Annotated in this window: 18 protein-coding genes and 1 pseudogene; 8 read left to right on the top strand and 11 right to left on the bottom strand. The window is 56.9% G+C overall.

Annotated elements, in window-relative coordinates:
• Positions 1-108 precede the first annotated feature (108 nt).
• Entirely contained in the window at positions 109-1,392 is a 1,284-nt protein-coding gene (locus tag HMPREF1155_RS07150) for a hypothetical protein (RefSeq protein ID WP_009078966.1), read from the bottom strand.
• 188 nt (positions 1,393-1,580) lie between these two features.
• On the opposite strand from HMPREF1155_RS07150, the gene HMPREF1155_RS07145 reads away from it, so the two are divergent.
• The 6 genes from HMPREF1155_RS07145 to HMPREF1155_RS07120 all read left to right on the top strand — a co-directional run bounded on the left by HMPREF1155_RS07145 (position 1,581) and on the right by HMPREF1155_RS07120 (position 8,684).
• Positions 1,581-2,150: a TetR/AcrR family transcriptional regulator gene (locus HMPREF1155_RS07145; RefSeq protein ID WP_009079049.1), complete on the top strand. Its 570-nt coding sequence runs from the start codon at positions 1,581-1,583 to the stop codon at positions 2,148-2,150.
• A 150-nt stretch (positions 2,151-2,300) separates the two neighbouring features.
• Complete coding sequence (locus HMPREF1155_RS07140) at positions 2,301-4,061, top strand: ABC transporter ATP-binding protein (RefSeq protein WP_155999226.1); 1,761 nt, start codon at positions 2,301-2,303, stop codon at positions 4,059-4,061.
• A complete protein-coding gene (locus HMPREF1155_RS07135) occupies positions 4,055-5,773 on the top strand; it encodes an ABC transporter ATP-binding protein (protein WP_039993561.1) in 1,719 nt (572 codons plus the stop codon). Before HMPREF1155_RS07140 ends, HMPREF1155_RS07135 begins: the two co-directional genes overlap by 7 nt.
• Complete coding sequence (locus HMPREF1155_RS07130; protein WP_009079071.1) at positions 5,770-7,323, top strand: ABC transporter ATP-binding protein; 1,554 nt, start codon at positions 5,770-5,772, stop codon at positions 7,321-7,323. Before HMPREF1155_RS07135 ends, HMPREF1155_RS07130 begins: the two co-directional genes overlap by 4 nt.
• Positions 7,299-8,009, top strand: coding sequence for an energy-coupling factor transporter transmembrane component T (locus tag HMPREF1155_RS07125; RefSeq protein WP_081501537.1), 711 nt, complete (start codon positions 7,299-7,301; stop codon positions 8,007-8,009). The genes HMPREF1155_RS07130 and HMPREF1155_RS07125 overlap by 25 nt, the downstream gene beginning before the upstream one ends.
• A 72-nt stretch (positions 8,010-8,081) precedes the next feature.
• Positions 8,082-8,684, top strand: coding sequence for an MptD family putative ECF transporter S component (locus HMPREF1155_RS07120; RefSeq protein ID WP_009078868.1), 603 nt, complete (start codon positions 8,082-8,084; stop codon positions 8,682-8,684).
• A gap of 436 nt (positions 8,685-9,120) precedes the next feature.
• Here HMPREF1155_RS07120 and HMPREF1155_RS07115 read toward each other — a convergent pair whose 3' ends face one another.
• From HMPREF1155_RS07115 to HMPREF1155_RS07105, 3 genes are read right to left on the bottom strand one after another with little or no spacing between them, the layout of a single operon-like run.
• A complete protein-coding gene (locus HMPREF1155_RS07115) occupies positions 9,121-9,882 on the bottom strand; it encodes a TIR domain-containing protein (RefSeq protein ID WP_009079005.1) in 762 nt (253 codons plus the stop codon).
• A gap of 41 nt (positions 9,883-9,923) precedes the next feature.
• Positions 9,924-11,744: a DUF262 domain-containing protein gene (locus HMPREF1155_RS07110; protein ID WP_039993556.1), complete on the bottom strand. Its 1,821-nt coding sequence runs from the start codon at positions 11,742-11,744 to the stop codon at positions 9,924-9,926.
• A gap of 27 nt (positions 11,745-11,771) precedes the next feature.
• Positions 11,772-13,160 carry a class I SAM-dependent methyltransferase gene (locus tag HMPREF1155_RS07105; RefSeq protein WP_162130810.1) on the bottom strand — a complete coding sequence of 463 codons (1,389 nt, stop codon included), beginning with the start codon at positions 13,158-13,160 and terminating at the stop codon, positions 11,772-11,774.
• Positions 13,161-13,350: 190 nt separating this feature from the next.
• Between HMPREF1155_RS07105 and HMPREF1155_RS09150 the strand changes: the two genes are divergently transcribed.
• Positions 13,351-13,488, top strand: coding sequence for a DUF2992 family protein (locus HMPREF1155_RS09150; protein ID WP_155999223.1), 138 nt, complete (start codon positions 13,351-13,353; stop codon positions 13,486-13,488).
• 523 nt (positions 13,489-14,011) lie between these two features.
• Here the strand turns inward: HMPREF1155_RS09150 and HMPREF1155_RS07100 are convergent.
• A complete protein-coding gene (locus HMPREF1155_RS07100) occupies positions 14,012-14,566 on the bottom strand; it encodes a DUF3800 domain-containing protein (RefSeq protein WP_009079079.1) in 555 nt (184 codons plus the stop codon).
• Between the two features lie 433 nt (positions 14,567-14,999).
• Here HMPREF1155_RS07100 and HMPREF1155_RS07095 point away from each other — a divergent pair, with 433 nt between their 5' ends.
• Positions 15,000-16,382 (top strand): CpXC domain-containing protein, encoded by a 1,383-nt coding sequence (locus HMPREF1155_RS07095; protein WP_009078921.1) that lies wholly within the window; start codon positions 15,000-15,002, stop codon positions 16,380-16,382.
• A 1,018-nt stretch (positions 16,383-17,400) separates the two neighbouring features.
• Here the strand turns inward: HMPREF1155_RS07095 and HMPREF1155_RS07085 are convergent.
• The 6 genes and pseudogenes from HMPREF1155_RS07085 to HMPREF1155_RS07060 form a co-directional block, all read right to left on the bottom strand.
• Positions 17,401-17,985: a DUF4230 domain-containing protein gene (locus HMPREF1155_RS07085; protein WP_009078941.1), complete on the bottom strand. Its 585-nt coding sequence runs from the start codon at positions 17,983-17,985 to the stop codon at positions 17,401-17,403.
• A complete protein-coding gene (locus HMPREF1155_RS07080; protein ID WP_009079114.1) occupies positions 17,978-18,706 on the bottom strand; it encodes a DUF4230 domain-containing protein in 729 nt (242 codons plus the stop codon). The genes HMPREF1155_RS07085 and HMPREF1155_RS07080 overlap by 8 nt, the downstream gene beginning before the upstream one ends.
• Before the next feature lie 779 nt (positions 18,707-19,485).
• Positions 19,486-20,400 (bottom strand): annotated as a pseudogene (locus tag HMPREF1155_RS07075) (IS3 family transposase); the annotation flags it as partial.
• Complete coding sequence (locus HMPREF1155_RS09065; protein ID WP_238319155.1) at positions 20,394-21,386, bottom strand: nucleotidyl transferase AbiEii/AbiGii toxin family protein; 993 nt, start codon at positions 21,384-21,386, stop codon at positions 20,394-20,396. The pseudogene HMPREF1155_RS07075 and the gene HMPREF1155_RS09065, both read right to left, overlap by 7 nt.
• Positions 21,387-21,494: 108 nt before the next feature.
• A complete protein-coding gene (locus tag HMPREF1155_RS07065; protein WP_009078865.1) occupies positions 21,495-22,007 on the bottom strand; it encodes an abortive infection protein in 513 nt (170 codons plus the stop codon).
• Between the two features lie 575 nt (positions 22,008-22,582).
• On the bottom strand, positions 22,583-23,003 hold a 421-nt coding region (locus HMPREF1155_RS07060; protein WP_039993548.1), incomplete at its 5' end, for a tyrosine-type recombinase/integrase.

The raw sequence follows: 23,003 nt of genomic DNA, 5'->3' as shown, positions 1-23,003 counted from the left end.
TGATGGCATGATTTGCGCTCGTTTCGCGATTCGAGGTTTCAAGCCAGGTTGCTCGGCATCTCTTCAGCTGTGTGGCATCAGCGCGGGTAGGCTGCATAGCGTCTTCCATCAAGCCGGAGAAACATCACCTGCTAGCCCATTCTTCTCTGCATCAACGAAGGGGTCGACCCCGTATCCTATCACCTTCCATGCGCCCGGTTCCCAATCAGCAGCCGGAGCGGTTCCCTCCAGCCGAGAGAGGCGGATCACCGCGGTCCACGATCCGTCCGAAGTGCGGAGTCTTATCTTTGCGCTGGCGACCGCGGCGGCGGGCCTGATAATTTCCTCTATCTCGTACCCCTCGATCAGATGGGGAGAATAGAGCTCTCTCGCCTCGCCGGCCTGCGCGCCTGGCGTTCTGTTCGCGAAATTGGGGAAGAACGACCCCAGCATCCCGTAGTTCTTCGCCTTCCAAGCCTCGAGGAATCCCGTGCAGCCTCTGACGAGCTCTTCGTCTGGACCTGCAGGATGCCCGAGATCCACACGGTGCTTCTCCCAGTTCTCGAGCCTCCTGTCATTTTCGGCGTTGCGCCTCTGCATATCCGAGAGGCCCTTGAGTACTTGAACGATATTACGAGGGTCTTCGTCTTCAGTCTCTCGTTTCCTAACCTCGGCATCGACCCAGTCTCCGACGGCGAAGAGCATGCACCACGCTTTCGAGGCAACCACGTCGTTGTCATAGTCGGTGACCATCCCGTGCATGATTCCGTGACGGTAGACTTCGCAAACCGGTTCATCTATCCTCGCGCGGATTGATTTCGTGAAGGCCTTCTGGATGGACGGGAGCCCATCCCACACGGTCGCGATGCAGTCTCCCGCATGGAGCTCTTCTGACTCCCTCGCATGGAGGCCCTTCCTCCCTTCGGACCGGAAGGCGTCGTTCACGAATCCGTCCATCACGGTGACCGTCACGAGGACCGAGCTGTAGTAACGCCCCTGGAGGTAGTCTTGTTCGGCCTTCTCCAGGAGCGGTATGCGCGGGCGCATGTCGGGAAAGCGGTTCAGCCTGGTGATCATTCGATGCAGAACCTCTTCCTCCTTGAGGTATTCGATGAGCTCTCGCTCGGCTTCCCCGGGCGTGGGCTTGCTGACGACCGCGCGCATCCTTTCGAGGTTCAGCGTGTCTGAGAAGACCCAGTTCCTATCGCCCAGCAGACGGTAGAAGCCATCGACGAGCGAGACGAGGCCGTCGAGCTCTTCTCGGACTTCCCGCGCACTCTTCTGCGCCTCGTCGCTTCTGAGCAGCCTTCCGAGCCATTCGAGTCCCGACGCGCTGCGTTTTAGTTCCTTGATGGAGGGGAGGTCGTTGGCTGATTCGTGCTTGCCCGAGTTTTCGTGGTTTTCTCTTGTCATCAACGCCTCATCTCGAATCTGTTTTGCTGGTTCATGGCGCAAGTCAAAGTATGACGAATGCTTTTTGCCAAACCAGATAATCGAGCGGAAACGTCTCGGTTTCTGCCCTTCGCCGTTCTCTGGGCATCGTTTAGAATGATTCAATACCGAATTATAATTCAACAGCAAGAGGAATCGAGGGGTAGGGCATGCAGGTTCTCAAGGAAGAGGTGCGCGAGCGCATACTTGCCGCCGCCGTCCAGGTGTTCTACGAGAAGGACTTCCGCAGCGCAAAAATGCAGGACATCGCGAGGCTCGCCGACGTGTCGGCGAGCCTGCTGTACTCATATTTCGAAAACAAGGAGAAGCTATTCGAGGGCGTCGTTTCGTCCGTTCCCTTCGACTTCGACCGTATCGCGCGCGAGGAAGAATCTATCATTGCGGATACGCCCTCTGAGAGGTACCAGATTGCCGCCGAGGAACCCCTGCTCAACATGCTGGCCCATCACAAGTTGCTGGTTATCCTAATTGACAAGAGCCAGGGTACCGCCTACGAGCATGCGAAGGACGATTTCGTCGAGAGCATCGAGCGGCATATCCGATACATGATGAATGAGCGTGCAGTTCTGCGCTACCCGAACTTGCTCGCCCACGTGCTCGCAAGCAATTTCGTGGAGAGCCTGATGGAGGTAGCCCGCCACTACAGCAGCGAGAATGAAGCTCGTGAGATGCTTGCGCTCATCGCCCAGTGCTATTACGAAGGGGTGAACTCCCTGTGATGGGTGCCCTCCGGATCGCCTCGAGTTCTCCGATTTCCAATATTGAATTATAATTCGATAATGATATAGTTAGCTGACGCGAACTAGGCCTTAGGACTGTGTTCGCTTTCAATATCGAATTTTTATTTAGTATTGAAGGAGGAATCCTTTTTGAAAGACAAGAAGGAGCTGATCAGAGAGATGACGGCGAAGAGCAGGCTCTCGAACGCCATGTTCCTGACTAGAGCGGTTCTCGGGCTCGCTCCCACAGTCCTTGTGATCTACCTCGTTCACCTGTTTATGGAAAACGCTCTCTCGCTCCGACTAATCGCCTGGACTGCGATAGCGATGACAGTGTGCGTGGCGGGGAAGGCGGTGTGCATGTACGTCGCAACTTGGAAGGCGCATCGGGTGGCGTACTCGTGCCTGACGGACATACGCCTGCGCATCGTGCGCCATCTGAAAAAGCTCCCTCTCGGCTTCTTTCAGATCAGGAGGCCGGGAGACCTCGCGAACGTCATGCGCAACGACGTGGAGCAGGTGGAGGTGTACCTTGCCCACGGGCTGCCCGAATCGGCCTCGGCCACCCTGTTTCCCGCCGCCGCGTTCGTCCTCATGCTCGCAGTGGACTGGCGGCTTGCCCTGTGCATGATGGCGGGCCTGCCTCTCATGTGGCTCGTGAAGAAGGCGGCGGCCCCCGCTTGGGCTAAGGGCTTCGAAGTAGTGGCCCAGTACGCATCCCGCATGCAGGACAGCCTCATGGAATACGTTGCTAACATAGCGGTCGTCAAGGCATTCGGAAAGGAGGAGCGCAAGACGGACGAGACGATCGGGGCGGCACGCGATTACGTGAGCTGGGCGACGAGCTCGATGAACGGCGTCTCTGTCCCCATGGCGCTCATCGCCCTGTTCATGGAGTCCGGGACGGTGCTCGTGCTGATCGCGGGAACATGGCTCCTCTCCACAGGCAGCATATCCATCGAACGCCTCATCTTGTCCATGGTGCTCTCCGCGGCCTTCACCTCCTCGGTAGCCAAGACGGCGACCCTGCAGCACTATCGTTTCATGTTCGACCAGGCGATGACGGGCATCGAGTCAGTGCTGGGCGTTGAGGCCGCAGACCCCATCAAGGACTCCGGGGAGCCTCGCATGGGAGACATCGAGCTGAACGGAGTCTCGTTCTCCTACCCAAAGAGCGATGGGTGCGGCAGCGAGAGGAAGCAGGCCCTCGACTCGATCGACCTCGTGTTCCGCAAGGGAAGCACCAACGCGCTCGTAGGCTCCTCGGGATGCGGGAAGAGCACGCTCGCGAGCCTGATCATGGGATTTTGGCAACCTGACAGCGGACACATCACGGTGGGCGGGCGGAACCTGTCTCGCCTCTCCGAAAGGCAGGTGTCGGGCCTCTTCTCCATAGTCCAGCAGGACGTGTTCCTCTTCAATCAGAGCATCGAGGAGAACATCCTCATCGGCCGGCCGGAAGCAACGCATGAAGAGGTCGTAGAGGCGGCCCAAAGGGCGCGTATCCACGACTTCATCTCCGGGCTCCCGCAAGGCTACGCGACGGTCGCCGGCGAGGGAGGCGTCCAGCTCTCGGGCGGCGAGCGCCAGCGCATCTCGATCGCCCGGGTAATGCTGAAAGACGCCCCCGTCGTCATCCTCGACGAGGCGACGGCCGCAATCGATGCCGAGAACGAGGCCCTCATACAGGAGGCGATAGACGACCTGTCCCGCGACAAGACCGTCGTGAGCATAGCCCACCACCTGAACGCCGTTCGAGGAGCGGAGCAGATCGTGGTGATGAGGGAAGGCCGTGTCGCCGGGTCTGGAACCCACGAAGAGCTCATGCGCACCTGCCCCCTCTATCAGGAGATGGTCGCCAAGCAAAAGCAGGTGGACAACTGGGATATCAGGGAGGTCGCGCCATGGTGAGGGAGATTCTGGGACGGATGACCCCCGCTGGCCGGCGCATGATGTCCATAAGCATCGCCGCGTTCTCGATCTATGCACTATCCAGCGTGGCGATGGCCTTTGTCGTCCTCGCATCCATCCATTCGATCCTGGCTGGACCGGTCGACCTCGCTCCCTACTGGGTGGCGCTTGTCTGCCTTCTCCTCGTCAAGGGAGCGAGCGGCATCGTTGCTGACAAGCAGAAGCACTGCGCGGGTTTCGACCTCGTGCTGGAGATCAGGATCGCCATCATCAGACGGCTGAAGTCGCTCTCCCTCGGCTTCTACACGGGGGAGCGCCTAGGCGAGATCGGCGATATTGTCCACAAGGACATTGACAACATGGAGATGGTGGTGGGACACCTCTGGACGAGGATGGCAGCCGATTTCATCGTCGCGGCGATTCTGCTCACGACTGCAATCCTCGTCGATTGGCGTATGGCGCTGCTCACGGTATCGACCCTGCCCGCTGCGCTTGCACTCCTTGCAGCAGGGCTGAGGAAGGCCCAGGACCTCGAGGGCAGATGCGGGGACGACGCAGCAGACATGACAAGCCTGCTCGTCGAGTACGTGAAGGGCGTCCCGCTGCTGAAGGCCTTCGCCGAAAGCGAGGCCCTCGACCACAGGCTCGAGGCGACGGTGGCGAACTTCGGCGAGAGCAGCAAGGCGGCATCGCGGAACAGGGCGCTGGTCCTGTCCGCCTACAGCTTCGTGGCGGACCTCGCTTTCGTGGTCATGGCGACGGGCGGCGCCCTGCTCGTGCAGAGCGGCTCCCTGCCCCTGTTCGTCTATATCGGCTTCATCGTCGCGAGCGTGGAGTTCTACAAGCCGTTCTTCGCCATGGAGTCGCATTGGATGAACTATCTCAAGGTGAGGGATAGCTTTCGCAGGATAGAGAAGATCATCTGCGCGTCCTCCGTCCCCGAGCCCGATGAGCCGTGCGTGCCATCGTCGCACTCGATCGAATTCGACCAGGTGCGCTTCTCCTACGGTAGGGACTCTTTCGAGCTGTCCGAGGCGACGTTCGCGGTCCCCGAGCGTACCATGACGGCGCTGGTGGGCGAATCCGGATCGGGCAAGAGCACACTGACCAATCTCCTGCTGAGATTCTGGGACGTAGATAAGGGAAGCGTGAGCGTCGGCGGTGTGGACGTGAGGGACATCCCCTACGACGACCTCCTGGCCTCCATCAGCGTCGTCATGCAGGACGTGCGCCTGTTCGCTGACACCATCGAGGGGAACATCCGCATCGGCAGGGCGGATGCGACGCATGGGGAAGTGGTGGAGGCGGCCAAGAAGGCGTGCATCCACGAGTTCGTGATGTCGCTCCCGCAGGGCTATGCGACGCCCATCGGGGAGAACGGCGTGGGCCTCTCGGGCGGCCAGAAGCAGAGGCTGTCCGTCGCGCGGGCGTTCCTGAAGGACGCCCCCATCCTCGTGCTCGACGAGATGACGAGCAACGTGGACCCGGTCAACGAGGTGCTCATGCAAAGGGCCGTCTCTGCGCTCGCGCAGAACCGGACGGTGCTCGTGGTGGCGCACCATCTGAGCACCATTCGCTCTGCCGACCAGATAATCGTGATGCAGCAGGGGAAGATCGTGCAGAAGGGCACCCACGAACAGCTCCTCGAGGAGGGCGCTGGCTACTATCGTACCCTCTGGGAGCAAGGGAGCAAAACGGAGGGTCGAGCATGAACTCCTCCGTGTCCATCGCTCTCGACAAGGTGACGTTCCAATACTCGGGAAGAGCCGACGCCGCAATCCAAGGCGTCGACCTGGATATTCATGAGGGCGAGTTCGTGCTCCTGACGGGAAGGAGCGGATGCGGGAAAACCACCGTCGCCCGCCTCATAAACGGGCTCGCTCCCCATTTCTACGAAGGGTCCCCGGAGGGAGCGATAAGAATCGGCGAGACGGACACGCGCGATCTCGACATCGGGGAAATCGGGAAGCTGGTCGGCTCGGTCTTCCAAGACCCTCGCAGCCAGTTCTTCATGACCGACACGACAAGTGAGGTGGCGTTCGGCTGCGTGAACGCGGGACTGCCGCGGGCCGAGGTTCTGGAGCGGGTCGAGGGCGCGTTTCGGCGCATGGGAATCCAGCATCTTCGGGACAGGAGCGTGTTCGGCCTCTCGAGCGGAGAAATGCAGATGGTGGCCATTGCCTCCTGCTATGCGATGGGGCCTTCCGTGTACGTCTTCGACGAGCCGTCCGCAAACCTCGATATGGAGGCCGTGGAAACTCTCAGGAGGGCGATGTCCGAGCTGAAGCGCGAGGGGAAGACCGTCATCGTTTTGGAGCACCGCCTCTTCTACCTGTCCAGCCTCATCGACCGCATGGTCGTCATCGAGGGCGGTGCCGTGTCCCGCGTATACGACGCGGCCAGCCTGCTGTCCCTCGACGACGCCTCGCTTGCCCGCATGGGCCTCAGGAGCTTGCGGCTGGAATCTGCGCTACAGACCATACCTGCCCATAACCAGCTCCCGCCAAAGCACGAAGGGACGACCTTCGAGGTGAAGGATCTCGTATTCTCGTACAGTTCTCGCCGCACGGCGGGAAGCTCGGAGGGAGCCCCGCGCGGCTCCTGCACCCTCGGCCCTCTGAGCTTCTCCGCGCAGCCCGGTGAGGTAATCGGGATCATAGGGGAAAACGGTGCGGGAAAGACGACCCTGTCGCGCTTGTGCTGCGGGCTTGAGAAAGAGAATCAGGGTACCGTGTCAGTCGCCGGCGAGGTCCTTTCGCCCAAGGGGCGGCTGGGGCGGGTTCGGCTGATCATGCAGGATCCCAACTGCCAGCTTTTCAGCGACAGCGTTCTGGGGGAGCTTTCAGTGGGCGGGCGGAGGGATACCGGGGCCTGCGAACGAGCTCTCAAGGAACTTGGGCTATGGGACATGAGGGGGGCGCACCCCGCAACGCTCTCACGGGGGCAGAAGCAACGCCTCACGATAGCATGCGCTCTCGTCGACGAGAGCGCCGTCTATTTCTTCGATGAGCCGACGAGCGGCCTGGACAGGGAGAACATGGAGAAAGTCGCCTCTGCAATCAAATCGCTCGCTCGATCCGAAAGCATCGTATTTACCGTCTCGCATGATTTCGAGTTCCTGCTCTCCACCTGCAATCGCATCCTCCATTTGAAAGATGGGCTCATCGTCGACGACTTCGCACTCGATGGCTCGACACGAGAGAGGCTCTTGAGATCACTTTGGAAAGGAGGCGCGCAATGGAGCGCCCATGCAGACGCCTAGATCCGCGGACAGCTCTGCTTACAACCTGCCTTTTTGGCATTGCGGCGATACTCTCCAGCCGGCCGGAAGCAGCTCATGCGGCATGCGCCATCGGGGCCCTATACGCGCTTGCAGCCGGAGCATGGCGCTCGTGCGTCGTTTTATCTGCCGCATACACCCTCATCGCAATCGCTATGACCCTCGTCGAAGGAACCGGCGGCACGACGCTCGTGATCGCCGTGGTCATGCTGAGCTACATGGCTCAGAAGTTCGTGGTGCTGGCCCTGCTGGGAATATCCTTGTCGAAATTCGCTTCGATGCAGAGCCTTATCGCCGCGCTGCAAGCCATGGGCACCCCGCAGGCGGTTCTCATCCCGTGCATGGTCATTCTGAGATTCTTCCCCACCATACGCAAAGACGCCTCATACCTCGTGGAGAGTCTGAAGACGCGGCGCGTGCTGGCAGGCAGGGGTTATGCCCTCGGCCGTCCCGCCGTCGTGTGCGAGCTTTTGGTGGTTCCCCTCCTCATGAGGAGCGTGAGGGTATCCGACGAGCTGGCGGCATCCGCGCTCGCCCGCGGTCTGGGCGGTCCTGCTCGGCCGACGGTGCTCAACCCCCTGTCCTTCGGGGCGAGGGACGCCGCTGCGGGCGTCTTGGCCCTCCTAGCGACCGGAATGCTTATGTGGCTCCAATTCGGACCGCGATGACAAAGCCGAGCAGGGATCGCCTGATCGGCAACGCACGATTGTCCTCAAACGAGACAAAAGAAAGGCATTATTATGAAAAAGGACAAAACTCCGGCCATAGGACCTCGTGATCTGGTGTCTATCGGAGTTTTCGGCGCGTTGTCGCTTCTCATCTTCTTCGTGGTGGGAGGCATCGCCGGACTTACCGTCGTTGGGACGGTCGCTAACATACCCATAGTCTGCTTCTTCACATCGATAGTCTACCTGCTCCTCGCCGCAAAGGTCAAAAAGCCTGGGACCTTCCTCATCATGGGAACCATAAACGTGCTGCCCGGCCTGATGGCGGCGAACGTCCTCGGTGTCTTAGGCAGCATAGCGGGATGGGCCGTTGCGGAGGCGGTCGCCACGCGCGTTGGGTACGCGAACAGGAGAGGGCTCGTCGCGGCCTACGTCACCGGCTGCACGTTGCAATCGGCGCTTTATACCCTTCCCATATACCTCTCCGCCACTCAATACCTCTCTGAGCGCCAGGAGATCCTGCGGCTCACCGACGAGACGATGGCGCAGTTCGTCGCATTGTTCTCGGGGCCCATGTACGCGGGGATGGTCGCTCTTACAATAGCGACGAGCCTGGCGGGCGCTCTCATATCCCTGAAGGTCATGAAAAAGCACTTCGGGAAGGCGGGGATCGTCTAGCAAGGATCCCTCGCAATCGAAAAATGCCGGGGTGTATATGTGCAGATGAAATAGCATGAAAGAAGCCCCCGAAATCGACGATTCCAGGGGCTTCCAAAATTTTTTGCTCATCCTCGTTCGCGGGCGGCTTGTACTTGACTTGCCAATAGATGGGACGGATGATAAACACCCAGCTCATAGGCCTTTTTACTCCCACTCGATGGTTAAAAACTGCCTCCAGTTTGTTCCAGTTTGTTGCAGTTTGTCTCAGTTTGTCCCATTTGCATCCAGTCTCAAAAATGGTCGCGAATCCATGGGGTCAAATTTGGGTCACGGATTTCGGGGCGGGGCAGGGCGGTTTCGTGGGCCACGGTGGGTCACGATTTGCTCCTGGATCAAACGGCGAACGCATTATGAAGCGAAAGTTTATCGCGCGAAGAATGGCTTACTGGATCAGTTAGAAGTCCATCTTGTTGAAATCAATGGAGTATCCCATCGATCTCAACTCTTTCAGGAGGCTGAATTCCCAATTATCTGTTCCGGTATATACGACGCCTTGAAGATCGGAGGGGATTTCGATTCCTTTATCTACGAGGATGGTGATGTTCTCTCGGCCCAACCGACCGATAAAGTATCCCGCTTCGAAGACGACATTCTGTCGTGCCCTGGGCTTTGCTGATTGTTCAACACGTGATTTTCCCTCATCGTCTGCGGTAAAGAGACATACGGCACCAGCGGCGCTTCCTTCTGTCTCTAATTTCTCAATGATTGTCTGACCGTGGTTTGATTGCTCGTTTAGAATTACCGCTTTCAAGCCCTGCCTTTCGATGATTCTTGCAACTCTCTCTCGAAGTTCTCCGTCATGACCATGAACAATGAATACTTTCGAAAAGTCACCTATGTTTGTTATCGATGCAGACTCCTCCTGGTCTGAAAATTCATCGAGGTATGTTTCAAGTACGGCCTTCGCCTTTCGCAGGCCGCTTGCGCAAGCTTCAACGAACGCTGAGTCAGGTGTGCTGGTAGTGAAGAGAGACAGAGAATAACTGATTTTATTGAAGCTCTTGAATTCGTAGCTGTCTTCGCCGAATCGCCTTATCAAAAGCCTATCGGCTTTCGTCTTCCATGCTTTGAAGTCAGGCGAGCTGGCGCTGGTATACTTATTGGACAACTGATCGGCTGTGTTGCATAACTGCTGCAAAGCTTCGAAATCGGTCATCAAGCCTTCTTTCCGTGATTAATACAAACTCTAATAACTTGTTATTCCAGCGAACAACCAAATCTCTTTATCGTTTCCTCGGTGCTTCTGTCGGAGATGGATTTGCCCATAGCAAGCTCAATCGCATCAAGCAAGGCAATAGCACGAGCTTTGAAATAAGCGTCGAAATCATCCACAATAAAGGCGTCCCATGCGATGAGGTTCGACTCGATTCGATTACGAAGCTCATCTTGTTCGATATCAGCCTTCTTGAGGATTTTCGCTGAATAGACGCTAGGAGCCGCACCTCCGATTTCTCTATTCGATTCAGGAAGTAGGGGCGTCTTATTAATGACAGAATTCCATTTCTGCCTGTCGTACCCCATCTTTTCGCAGTAACTCTGCGGAAAGATGTGATGGATATCAGGGGCCGTTTCCATGCTGTTCACGATATCGATGGATATACCACGCATGAAATCTAGACCCTTACCCTTATAGAGAAGAGCCATGATTCCCTTATATGCCGCCGATTGCCTCGACTGGAGTCCCAAAAGTCGGGTGGACTGGAAGTGGGCATTGTTCACGGTGCGCATCTCGGATTCAGCGCCTTCAATTTCAGCGACTACATCCTCGATGTCATAGCAGTAGCGAGTTTCGTTCGAGCCGCCATACATTTCACCGAAGATTCCGCACCAGAACCAGTGCGCAACAATTTTCTGACTCTTAGGGTCTTTGAACAGCTTGGAGCCCACGTAGCCTGCAATTGCAGCCAATGGAATGATCTGGGTTGTGTATGGAAGATCGCGCTTCCTAAATACGGACTGCGATAGCAAAAATTCGCGAGCAAGCTCATAGCCCTCGATGACGACTTCCTTGTTTGCCTGATAATCCTCGAATCGCAGGTCCAGCACGTCTTTCTTTTTGCAGCTGACGGCTCCACTCAAACCATCGCGTTTGCGCTTGTAGTTCGTGAACAGTGTCACTGTGGTCAGGAACGCGGTTTCGTCCACGCTTTCCGTAACGTCGGTGCGAATGTCCTTGTCGAGCGCATGGATTCGGCGCTTGTTGGCTTCCCAATCGCCCCGGAGGTCAAACTCGTATGTGGCAAAAGTGGCAGTAACGAGCTCGAATACGGTGAGGGATACGCCTCCGGTATTGACGTTCTCGAATACCTTGCAAACAGCCTCGCGCGGCGTGCTTTTGTCCATGGTTATTGCAGGAAGTCTATATGAGGTGATTGTCTCGATGACATCTTGCTGGAACTTGTTGAACTTGGCCATAGCATCCGGAGATGATTGATGGAAAGCCATGTATCCAAGAAGCCATTGCGTTGCAGCGCTGGAGTCAAAAAGGATGTTTGCAGGGTACATCTCATGTTCATATTCGAGTTCACGGGTAGATAAGTCGAGCTTGACGTCTCGATCGAAATTATCCTTAATTCTCCTGTCCTCGGGAACGGAAACAATGGCGTCATACCTATCAGCTTCCGGATCAAGGCAAGTGTTCATGTCCAGATAATAGAGACGCGAGATGGCGACGCGTTTGTCGTTGGTTGTAGCAACTGCATCCTTCCCGTACAGGGATCGATACATCGAAGTCAAACGCTGCTGACCGTCCATAACTAAATAACGAGGTGTTGCTTCTGAGGAAGGAGCTCCTTCGATGGTGCGATATTTGAATTTAACCTCCGAGCTGCCATATTCAAGCTGCATCAATGCGCCCATTGGATAACCTTGCGAAAGGCTTGCGAGCAAGCTTCTAATTCGATTATCGTCCCAGGTCCATTTGCGTTGGAAGTCGGGAAGCTGTGTCTCTCCCTTATGTATGCTGAACAGCAAATCGGAAAGATTCGTGTCATTTGATTTTGGTGCTGATATTGCCATTTTTGCCTCTGTGAGTCTTTTCGATACTTATTGGATAAGGAGACTATTCTGCTCTGAGTAGACGCCTTTTCTGGGGTGTTTTCCAAACTCGTCGACAGGATTGCACATTTCGGGTGCTAGTCCAAGTCGATTAACAAGGATCTCGGAATCAATGCGGTCCAAAACAACCTCTATGTTCGAGTTGGAGCGTATCGCGCCATCGATGAAATGCAAGTATTCCTCTATTGCCCCCTCTTCGAATTCCAGGGAAAACAAATCGGGGAGCATCATGCTTCCAACTTCCTTCGGGAGGATTTCCAGAGCACCGCCACTATAGCTTCGTCCGCATAGCTCAGTGAAAGCAAAGCCAATGCTGTTGTAGTACGCCAATAGCGCAATTTCATGATTGAAGCCATCGTTGAATTTCATTCTATGCATCGTGTCGGTGGAAACCGCGGAACATGCATTGAGAACAAACTTCGGATACAGGTTGTTACGCCTTAAGAAAAAAGCGTCGGGAACCCATACGGATGGGACGGAATACCAGCTGCCGCTTATCGGGCATTTATATTCTGCGTGCTCGCCATTCTCTTCACCTTCGTCAAGGTACGACTGCTGAACGGAGTTCAGCATGCCGGACTGATTGGGTTTAAGGACGAGTAGTCGAGACCTCTTTCCTGCAGCCCTGTTCTCTTTCCAGTCGTGCTCCTCGAATCTAATTCCCGATGCACGCGAACTTCTGCCAATTGGCGGCATGGTGTAACAATCCAGTTCATACTTGTCAGAGGTGTTGTCGTCGAGAGAGAAAAACTTGTTGTTTCCTGTCGTTATGCCCACGTTGATCAGGGCGACGTCCGAATAATGCACGAATCTCGAGTCTCGCTTAATTTCAGATAGAACTTTGGCATCTTCGGCGCCAATGAAATACTTCGTCCATTTTTCATGAACGCGCATTATTGGCTGAAATGGAATAGTGGAGATGTTACGTTTCGACAAAGTCTCGATGTCTTTTGACTCAATTTCACGGATTTTGCCGTCATCGGTTCCCTTTTTTCCGACAAACACGAGCACTTCTTGTTCAATTTCAGGAAAGACAAGCTCCTCGAATGGGAGCAAAGTGATGCTCGAAAAATGTGTTGATAAAAACAATCGTAGGTCTTGCGCGTACACAACTTGAATGACTTCGGCTGGAATAACAAAAGCCAGAGTTCCATCATTACGAAGCATATCGGTACAAGCGACTACAAATCCAACCCAAGCATTTACTAGCTTGTTTGCTTTCATGTTGTGCGAGGTCAATATCGAGGATAGGAGAGAGCGCGGGGCGCTTTCGAGATACTGATACCTAATGTACGGAGGATTGCCAATTATGAGATCAAACTGCGAAGACTCATTCTTCCTGTAAAAGTCGAAAGAATCTTCATTTAACACGGTCATGTTCTGGTGCTGAGAGTATCGATCTTCTTGGACATGCTCTGGATGATTTCGGCGTCCTTCAGCGCGGCCACTGGAAACAAAACACGGTCTCCGTCGGGTAGTGGCGGGCGTGCAGGAGTTAGCATCAGCAACCCGCCTCCTCGGTTGCCCCTTGTCTGCATGGTCGTCTACATAAAGGGGGGAATCAACCATGCAGATCAGCGTGTCGTCAACCCTAACTGTATATTACGATGGCCAATTTTGTGTTGGGTTGGCGGAGCGCGCCGAGGAAGGAAGGTACGGCGCCGCGCGGAAGAGGTGGAGGAGCGTTTCGGGCAACGAACGCTGAGGCGCAAACAGAAGCATCGCGGGCATTGATGCCGGCATTGACCCATATACAGCAGCATGTGCAGCTTCAATTGAAACTGCACATGCTACCTGGTACTATAAAATTAACCGAACGTATGTACGTTACTCCAACTCGATAGTTAAATGCTCTCTCTGGTTTGTTCCAGTTTGTCGCAGTTTGTATCAGTTTGTCCTATTAACACCCAGTCTCAAAAATTGCCGCGAATCCATGGGGCCAAATCTGGGTCACAGATTTCGGGGCGGGGCAGGGCGCTATCGTGGGTCGCGGCGGACGGGAGAGGCGCCTCGCGTGATTTCGGGTATTGGTAAACCTATGAGCTGTCCGTGGTTTGAGGAGTTGAAATACCGCCCAGTGCGAGGACCTGATGCTAAGGCTGGTGCAGGGCGATGCTCGGTCCCGCCCGCTACCCCAAGCGCTTCTTGCGAAGCTTCTTCAGGTAGTTCTTCTTGAAGTCGCGGTTGGTGCCGAAGAATATCCTCTCGGTTCCGCCGACCTCGTTCGCCTAGTACTTGATCGCGGCTAGCTCTATCTCGCAGATGAAGTCCGCTATCTGCTGGAGCCGGAAGTCCGCGGGGCTGCAGTCCCTGTAGGTGATCGCCTGCTTGTTCAGCGCATACTCGAAGGCGGCGTGGAGCGCGTCGGTGGCCATGCCCTGCCCGTCGTCGTAGTAGATCCTCACGATGTCGTAGGCCTGCAAGGTCTCCAGCTTGTCGAAGAGCAGGAGGATCAGGTCCTTCTTCATCTTGGAGAACAGGTCCTCGTCGCTCTCGAAGTGCGACTTGCGGTAAGAGAGCACCTCGTAAGAGAACGGGCATTTCCACGAGAACGAGCTGAAGCAGGTCAAGAGCCTGTTGCGCTCCTGCGCCGTCATGCCCTTGTAGTCCTCGTTCGCGCGCATAAGCGGGTTCATGTGCAGGGGGATGTCGCGCAGCCCGCGCTGAGCCAGGGTTCTCTCGTAGCGCCCGATGTGCTCGAAGACGTCTTTCGACTGATCGTGCAGGACGAGCGCCAGGAGGTAATACTTCGCATCGTCGCCGAGGTTGCCGGACTCGTCCACGAAAACCTAGAGCTCCCTCATGCGAAACCTCCCCAGATAAAGAAAATGCCGGGGGGATCCCCCGGCCCTTGATTGCCCCTCGTTTCCAAGTGACTGATTATTTTATATCAGCGGATGGTTACCGCGTCAAGGTTCTCGCACTAAGGCGCGGAATCGACATGGCGCTAATCCCCGATGGTCAGAACGGTAGCGACTACTCATGGTTTCGGTTAACGCCGGGGAGCTTCTCCCGGCGTTTGGGAGACGGCCGAAGCGGTTGTCGGCACCTGTCACCGCATTTAAATGCGTCTCCGCGAAAAGGAAAATGTGGGATCATAGGGTCGTCTCGGCATTTATCAATGTCTGAAAACCATATTGGCGAGCCGAAGGATCTCCTCTCGGTTTCATTGTGAGGCAATTAAATTACGCAATCGATATTCGGAGGTGTAGTCGCATGACCGCAACAGATGCGTTTTCGCTTGAAGTGGGACCGTACATCCCTGCCGACCACGCTGGATACGATTTGCTTCCTCGTTGCCGAAGGGACGGCGGGGAGGTTTTCTCTTATCCTGCCGAGCTCGACGTCATCGACGAGCTCCTCTCGAAACACGAGCAAGGGGAGGATGCCGAGCAGCGCGTCTCGCTCCTGATCCCTTATGGGGAGAGATCATACGCCTGTTACTTCGAAAAGCTATCTTCCTATATCGAGAAATGCCGCAAGCTGGATCCTGAGCTCTCCGAGCTAATCGGATGGTTGGCTGCGGCCGTGAGGAGGGCGAACGTCAAGGAGGATTGGTCGGTGGTCCGCTATACCGGGGACCAGTACGACGAGGACGAATCTGCCCAGGGCGGTGGGCTGACCAAAGGCCGCTGCTATTATTGGCCGTGTTCGAAAGAGCATCCTGTCTACGAAGGCGTGGTAGACGACGAAGAGTTCACCTCTTACCTGTACCCATGCGATCCTGACAGCTGGGAGATCGTCTCGGACCCCACAGGGATGGCCTCGCGCGCGTTGGCAGGGGAGGCAGACACAGTCAGCTCCTGGAAACTGGAGCTCGAGAGCGATCCCGACTCCATAGAGGCTTGGGCGAAGGGCGTCGGCGCCTCGGCAAAGCGCATCGGCAGACAGGCAGCTTTCGAGGACGACTTGGATGAAGGTTGGAGTGCATCCGAGACCGATCCTGTGGAGGTGCCTTGCCCGGGCTGCGGGAGGAGGTTTCTCCATGACGTGCACACCCTGGTCAACGCGCGGAAGAACCCAGAGCTCCGCGACCTTCTCATCGCCGGCCGGCTCTTCGAGTTCACCTGTCCGGAGTGCGGCTACACGGCGAGCCTTGCCGCCCCATGCCTCTATCTCGATCCGACCCATCGCAGCTCGATTTACCTCGTCGCCGACGAAGCGATGGCCAATGGAGTCGCGGGCATGTTCGACGACCTGAGCTCAGATGACACGCCCGCAGGCCGAAGCGTCAAGAGAATCGTCTTCGACCGCCATGAGCTCAGGGGAAAGGTCGTAGCGCTGGAGGCTGGACTCGACGATCGCGTCATCGAGATTCTCAAGATGGCGATAACCGGGTCGGCTAAAATGCAGGGGAATGTCGATCCAGATGCTGATTGCTCGGTCAAATTGATCGGATTGGAGGGAGACGGCCTCGTGTTCAGCATAGACGATGGCGAAGCTCCCTTCACCGCAGTCATGCCGAGGGGCGGATACGATCTGTACAGGGACGCACTCGAGAGCTCGTCCCTATCAGCAGAGCAGCCCTATCTCGTCGACAGGAGATGGGCCGAGCACGCGATCGATGTGCTCGACGGAGAAGGTGCGTTCAGGTCATAGGCGATGGGCGGAAAGGCACTGCAGACAGTAGACGAGATCTTTGAATGGGCATTTTCACTCAGTCGAAAGAAAATGCACTGGATTTCCTTTCGAAAGCTTCTCGCTGCCGCACTCGACTGTGGGCCTTGCGCTGACCTCGAAGGGGATCCTCTGCTCCTTCACGGCCTACTTGAGGAAAATATTGATCGCCTGGGTGGTGCTTATGCCGAGCTTCGAGAAGAGTTTCGCCGCGTCGTCCCTCGTCTGCTTTTCCATGCGTACGGTGACGTTGACCGTCTCCATCGGGGCCTCCTTGCGTTACGGGTGCGCCATGCGGCCATTGTACGTGCGGAAGGCGAGGTTTCCTGAGAATCCGTCACGGCGTGACGGATATCCGTCATGTGGCGACTGGAATGCGCCGTGACCCGCTCCCATGCGCAAAGATAGCACCCATGATGCAGTGTGCCATGGGTGCTATCTAGGTTGTCATGCACGTATGTTGCACGTATTTTTACTACTCCCACTCTTTCACGCTCGTTTACTGTTGTGTCATTCCAGTTGAATCCAGTTGGCTCGTCGATTTTGACCGTCATACCGCCGAATCCCGCCGCGTGACTTCGCGTAGGTGTTTGGGACAAATCCTGGGACAAATCCGCGAGCCTGCAGTTTCGTGTTTGTCCCGGGGACAAAAACGGGCTGGTTTTGAGGCTCAAAACTATTCGAAACGAATGGTCAAACGCCCGATTGTCTTCTTTGTCGCCTGTTTCGCACAGTAAATCGTAGCCAGTGGCTTTAACGTCTTGCATTCCCGCAGGTCATGAGGGATTCGCGGGAGCGATGACCGGAAGAATCGTCGCGGGTGGCTTCGTTTTCGACCTTATGCACAGCCTCAAAGCGCTTTAGAGACAGAGCGAAAGAACCGAGCTAGAAGGTCTTGCTCGCCGCTTTATCTCAAGCTGCCCGCAAATCAGTTAGCAACTCAAAAAGGAGGGGCCGCTTTCGCAGCCCCTTTCAAGATCGACTCAGCTATAAAGCCAATCTATTCGGCATCCCTGAACTGGACCTCGTACTTCACTCCTTGCAAATCGCCGATCTTTGTAACGTATTGGCTCAGAAGGGTTTTCGCCCTTTCACGGGCCCCGTTCATCAGCGTCGAATTCGCCTCGGCGCTTTCCTTCATCTCTTTTTGCGCTTCTTCCAGCGCGACGGACTGGTCAACCGTCGTAATGGGGGTCAGCAGCCCGGTGTCGCTGTAGATATCGGAGAAGGTGCTCTCGTCGGCCTGGGGCTGGCCGATGACCTGCGCGTTGGGAACCGTGATGGTGACGACGTTGTTCGCATCCGGCCCATCGATTCTAACCTTGGAGACATCGACGCCCAGCTGGACCGTTCCGTCGTACTCGAACCAAGCCTTCTTGTATCCCACGTTTATCCCGAACAGCATGTTCGTGCCGTCGTTATAGACTTCGGCAACGTTGTGGAACGTGCACTCGACGGTGGCTAGCTCCGCAATCTCGGTATAACCCGAGAAATCGGGCGTTTCGCTGCTTTTGGCGCAACCGGAAAGCACGGAGAGCGACAGCGCTGCTGCGAGGGCGAGGCGGGCAAGCCATGGTTTACACATTGGAATCGGCCTCCTCGTTGTACTCGGCGATCGGCTTGAATTCGAGCTGGTATTCATCGCCGATAAGCGGCAGAGTCAGCGCTTTGACGGTGTCCTTCAGGCTCGCTTCCGCCTGCTCCTTTATCTCTTCCTTGTCGACGTCGTTCGCGGCGTCTTCACGGCAAAGCGCGATGACGTCCTTCATGTCCGCTGTTACGCTCTCGGGAAGGTAGCCGAACTTGCTGTTGTCGAGTTGGGGGTCACCAATCTGCGCCTCGGGGAGATAGGCTGTGACGACTCTATCTTCCTCGTCGATCTCAAACTGAATGTCGTTCAGCGTGTAGGACGCGCGGATGTGAGCCTCGTATTTAACGCGATAGTCCACGCAATCCTGCCAGAGAAACTTACCGTGCTTCTCGGCGATGCCGTGGTAGGTGTAGTCGATCGTGGAAAGGCTGTCGATGTCGACAGCCGATTTGAGATCCGATGTCGCGAGATACTGCGTCTCGTGGTTGTCTGCCGTCCAAGGGAGGGCGAAGCCGAAGAAGCCGAAGGTGATCACTGCGGCTACGGCAAACACGGCGAGCTTGGCTTTGAGCGAGAGCTTTCCGAAAAAGCCGAAGAAGCTCTTGCCTCGCCCTTTTTTCTTCTGGGCCGTCTCTTCTAGAGATTTCCCTTGACGCTCGTCGTACTCGGAGGCGAATCTGTGTCGAACGCCCTCTTCGTGTTTGTCCTGTTCCAAAAACAAGCCTCGTTCATGCTGTTGGGTAGTTTGACTGCTGATGGTATTTTATCAGCAGCTGTTTTAATCGTTTCTATCATGTTCGGCAGGAGACATAAATGAAGCCGTTGCACGTAGCTTTGGCAGCCGTTGTGGCCTTGATAGCTCTTGTTCTGATCGCCAGCAGTATCGGCATCATCCATATCAGGCTTTAGCCCGTAATCGAATCCAACGCGTCTATTCCTTGGCAATACCGCCGTTATGCTGCGTTTCTCCTCTTTCTGCGCGATAATCTATCCAGTTGCACGAGCACAAAAGGAGATCGCGACATGGCGGATAGCCCGATAGACAAGTACCTGCGCACGGGTTCCCTCGAGCAGTCCAGCTGGCGCAGCGTCGTCCTCTTCGGCAAGAACACCGCCTCTTACAAGTTTGCCCTCGCGCAGTCCCTCATGCAGCTTGCGCAGCAGGGGCGCGACTCCGTCACGTTCGACGAGCTCGCCGTCCCGTTCGCTGCGCGCATCTGCGAGCACGCCAAGACGGCGCCGCGGCAGTCAACCAACCGCTCGAACAAGTTCCTCGACGCGTGCCTGGGCTTCAACGCGGGCACAGTTACGCTCGACGAGCTAACGTCGGTCACGGTGCAGAGCGGCTTCCGCTACGTTCTCGACGTTTTTCACGTCGTCAACGCCGGCCAGGTGCCTATGACGTTCTTCGAGAAGGATTTTACCCGCAGCTCCAAGCGCCTGATCCTTGCCGATAATCTGAATCTGAATCTACCCCGATTCCATTGTCACCTTTTACGCCGCCTTCGAGCGGCTATCTTCCGCAGGCCAATTGGCCTTCTCGAACTCCGCCGGGCTGAGGTAGCCCAGCGCCGAGTGGATCCTGGCCCTGTTGTAGACGACCTCGATGTACTCGAACAGATCCAGCGCGGCCTCCTCGCGCGTGGGTAGGTGCGCGCGCACGCATTCCGACTTCACGATGCCCATGAGCGACTCCATGGCCGCGTTGTCCCACGGCGAGGATATCGAGCCCATTGACGGGCGCACGCCATGCTCGCGCATGGTCTTGGACAGCAACAGCGACACGTACTGGGATCCGTGATCCGAATGATGCACGCAACCCCTCGGGTTGTTTCGCCTGGCCAAGGCCATCTTCAGCGCCTCGTCGGCCAGCTCGGCGGTGATGTTGGGGCCCATCGACCAGCCCACTATGCGCCGCGACCATATGTCCATCACGAGCGCCAGATACAGCCAGCCCTGGCGGATCTTGACGTAGGTGATGTCCGCGAACCACGCCATGTTGGGGCCGCCGGCCTCGAACCTGCGCTTGACCAGGTCGTCCGGGGACTCCTGCTTGGAAGCGCGCTTCTCGCCGGAGGGCCGCTTGGCGCACGCGCGCGTGACGCCGCGCCGGCCCCGTTCGCGCATTATGCGCGCCACGCGCTTCCTCGACGTGCGAACCCCGAGCGCCCGCAGCCGCTCGAACGTCTTGGGCGCGCCGTAGATGCCTCGAACCTCGTCCCTGACCTGGGATATCGCGACGGCAAGCTCCTCGTCGCGCATGGCGTGCGCGCTCGGCGGGCGCGACTTCCAGGCGTAATAGCCCTGGCGCGTCACCCTCAGCGCCGCGCACATCTCCGACACCGGCCAGCACGCCTCGTTGAAGGATATGAACTCGAACTTGGCCCTCTTCGCCGAGGCCCCTACAGCTGCCTGCTGGCGAAGAAGGCGCTCGCTTTTAAAAGTATCTCGTTCTCGCGCTTGAGCCGCTCGTTCTCCCTCTTCAGCCTGCGCAGGTCCTCGGCCATCTGGAACGGGTCGGCGTCAGACGCCGGCCCGGCCGCGTCGGCCTTCTTGACCCAGTCGGCCAGGCTGCCCGCGTCGCAAGCCCAGCCCGCACGCCACCTCGGCGTACGTCGTGCCCGATTTCCTGTACAGCTCAACGGCCTTCTGCTTGAATTCCGCCGTGTACCTGGGAGATGGATTGCCCATGGCCCGCCTCGCTTTCCTCCGTTGCGGCCATCATGCCGAAACGGAAATCGACTTGTCAACGGATCTGGGGTAGATTCAATCTCGTTGGAGCCTTCTATCTCCCGGCTTACGAGCTCATAGTGCTTCATCATGTCCGAGGAGCCGCGATGTTCCGATGTCCGCCGAACGGCCTCACACAGGGTTCCCCAATCGATTGCCGGCTCGTACAGCCTCACGAGTGTAGCAATGTCATACAGGTCGCGGGCACGTGTGGTAGCAGTCCCGCGCTTCACCACTGCCTCGAACTTCTCTGCGATACACGTCTCGAGCGGATACGACAGCAGGTGGATTGGCTTCTCACCGAACAACGTGGGGAACTCGTATGCGACCTCCCTGGGTGTTATAACGTCGCCCGTGGTGACGTCGACTTTCAAAGGCGTCCGCATACGGCCGAACTCGGCGACCAGATGCGCACGCAGCCCGCCGTAGTCGTCGTCCTCGCGGATGGGCTCCACTCGTTCGAACGCAAAAGCAATCCCATCATGCAAATCGACCGAGCAGATCTCCTGCATGGCGGCCGAGACTGTCTCCTCGTTCAGTGTCATAGCCCTGACAGTCGCATCCAGATCCATGGTGGTGCGCTGTGCCACGCCCATCATTGAGGAGAGAAGCAGTCCTCCTTTAATCACGAACCGCTCTCTGTAGTGCGTCCCCTCCAGCCTCATGAGGAAGCGCTCGAAGAAATAGCGCTGCATGACCTCTTTGGGCGGAAAGCCCGTGCTCCTTTGCCAGGCTCTTCGCCTTGCCTCTCAGGCTTGCATCATTGCTGATTGTCATGACAGCACCTCCAAATACGTCTGAAGATCTGCAGTCACACCCATCGCCTTCGCGTAGCGCATCAGCTGGGGCAGGTCTTTTTCGGAAGAGGTAAAGTACGAGTTCATGGCCTGCCCAAGGAGCTGAGTATCCGCTTCGCCGCGCTTGCGCGCGAGCACGAGATCGTAGATGCTGCGCTCGCGGTCATGAAGCGATAGCGGCGTGCCCGTGGGGGACGTGCCTTGCACCACGCCTAGGCCGTAGAGCTCCCCGTTCTCATGCGATACAAGGCAGTTGGGGAATTCCCCCACAAGGCCGTCCTCCTTGTACCCTCGGGGAAGCGAGACCTCGTACGTCCCTGGCACGATTTCAGTCATACCATGGAGGTAGAGCGAGCTGCTGCAGCGGAAGACCGCCTTCGGCCATCGCAGCGAGATGACGGCGAAGTCGTCCAGTGGCGTTTCTGCGAGCGCGAAGACCCCACGGCTCTCTTTGACTGCCAAGCCTTGGGAGACGAGCAGCTGCAGCATGCTCGACGAGAAGCCAGCCTCTCGTGCCTGCTTGGTGGTGACTCGGCCGGCGTTCCCGCGTATGAGCTCGATGAGGTCGTTCTTCTTCGTGCTTCCTCCAATGGTAAGATATACGTGAATGTCACATATAATTTTGTATATATTACCATAATCTCATATGCGTGTCATGTTTTGGCATCTAATCGCTTCTCTTTGCAAAGAGTCGCAAAGCGTCACCCTCGCGCAGCCGAGTGAAGAATATTCCCGCAAATTAGCACCCATAAAAACAAGCCCCGAAATCCGAAGAATCCAGGGCCTCGCGCGTTTGTCACTCCCCGAAAGTCCCGGTGGCTTTGCCCAAGTGAGGGCACTGGTTGCAAGACAGCGCGACTAGACGTGAGAGATGAGACCAGATGAGATGAACTATTCCCACTCAGTAGATGCATTTAGATAGGGAATTTTTTCGCACTCACATTACCGCAGGTCAGAGGGGGTAAGAAAACGGCTCCTTTCTCGTTGGTGCCTCGGCTGCTACAAAACTGCTACAAATCGTCCCCGCGCTTGTAGCGGGCGCCGAACCCCGCCACAAGCACCGGCTAGAAGACTGCCGACACGATATCGACCGCCTGCCTCTTCGAGTCCATGTTCACGTGCGTGTAGATGTCCATGGAGATCTGGGAGCTGTAGTGCCCGGCGAGCTCCTGCATCACCTTGGGATGCACGCCCTGGATGGCGAGCAGGGTCAGATACGTATGCCTGAACTCGTGCAGGCACCATCCGTCGAGGCCGTACTTGGCGCGGCCCTCGGTCCACCAGCGGCTGAGGCTGGTGGGCAGGATGCGGGTGCCGCAGTTGTCCGTGATGACGGGGCTGTCGTCGGTCTGCTCGATGTAGCCCTCCTCCGGCTTACGCCACTGGTTTGTGCGGGCGTAGCGCTTGAACTGGGCCTCCTTGTGGTCCTTGAGGATCTGGACCGTCTTGTCGGAGAGCGGCAGCACGCGCGTGCCGGCTTTGGTC

Origin of the sequence: Slackia sp. CM382 (genome assembly GCF_000293015.1) — a bacterium.
In the GTDB taxonomy this organism is placed as follows: domain Bacteria; phylum Actinomycetota; class Coriobacteriia; order Coriobacteriales; family Eggerthellaceae; genus Slackia; species Slackia exigua.
The sequence above is the reverse complement of the archived record's forward strand: the minus strand, read 5'-3'. Positions and strand labels throughout refer to the sequence as shown.

What these genes read in the sequence shown, in the direction of transcription:
- HMPREF1155_RS07150 (WP_009078966.1), bottom strand. Translation starts at nt 1,392, where the DNA reads ATGACAAGAGAAAACCACGAAAACTCGGGCAAGCACGAATCAGCCAAC.
- HMPREF1155_RS07145 (WP_009079049.1), top strand. Translation starts at nt 1,581, where the DNA reads ATGCAGGTTCTCAAGGAAGAGGTGCGCGAGCGCATACTTGCCGCCGCC.
- HMPREF1155_RS07135 (WP_039993561.1), top strand. Translation starts at nt 4,055, where the DNA reads ATGGTGAGGGAGATTCTGGGACGGATGACCCCCGCTGGCCGGCGCATG.
- HMPREF1155_RS07130 (WP_009079071.1), top strand. Translation starts at nt 5,770, where the DNA reads ATGAACTCCTCCGTGTCCATCGCTCTCGACAAGGTGACGTTCCAATAC.
- HMPREF1155_RS07125 (WP_081501537.1), top strand. Translation starts at nt 7,299, where the DNA reads ATGGAGCGCCCATGCAGACGCCTAGATCCGCGGACAGCTCTGCTTACA.
- HMPREF1155_RS07120 (WP_009078868.1), top strand. Translation starts at nt 8,082, where the DNA reads ATGAAAAAGGACAAAACTCCGGCCATAGGACCTCGTGATCTGGTGTCT.
- HMPREF1155_RS07115 (WP_009079005.1), bottom strand. Translation starts at nt 9,882, where the DNA reads ATGACCGATTTCGAAGCTTTGCAGCAGTTATGCAACACAGCCGATCAG.
- HMPREF1155_RS07110 (WP_039993556.1), bottom strand. Translation starts at nt 11,744, where the DNA reads ATGGCAATATCAGCACCAAAATCAAATGACACGAATCTTTCCGATTTG.
- HMPREF1155_RS07105 (WP_162130810.1), bottom strand. Translation starts at nt 13,160, where the DNA reads ATGACCGTGTTAAATGAAGATTCTTTCGACTTTTACAGGAAGAATGAG.
- HMPREF1155_RS09150 (WP_155999223.1), top strand. Translation starts at nt 13,351, where the DNA reads ATGCAGATCAGCGTGTCGTCAACCCTAACTGTATATTACGATGGCCAA.
- HMPREF1155_RS07095 (WP_009078921.1), top strand. Translation starts at nt 15,000, where the DNA reads ATGACCGCAACAGATGCGTTTTCGCTTGAAGTGGGACCGTACATCCCT.
- HMPREF1155_RS07085 (WP_009078941.1), bottom strand. Translation starts at nt 17,985, where the DNA reads ATGTGTAAACCATGGCTTGCCCGCCTCGCCCTCGCAGCAGCGCTGTCG.
- HMPREF1155_RS09065 (WP_238319155.1), bottom strand. Translation starts at nt 21,386, where the DNA reads ATGAGGCTGGAGGGGACGCACTACAGAGAGCGGTTCGTGATTAAAGGA.
- HMPREF1155_RS07065 (WP_009078865.1), bottom strand. Translation starts at nt 22,007, where the DNA reads ATGCTGCAGCTGCTCGTCTCCCAAGGCTTGGCAGTCAAAGAGAGCCGT.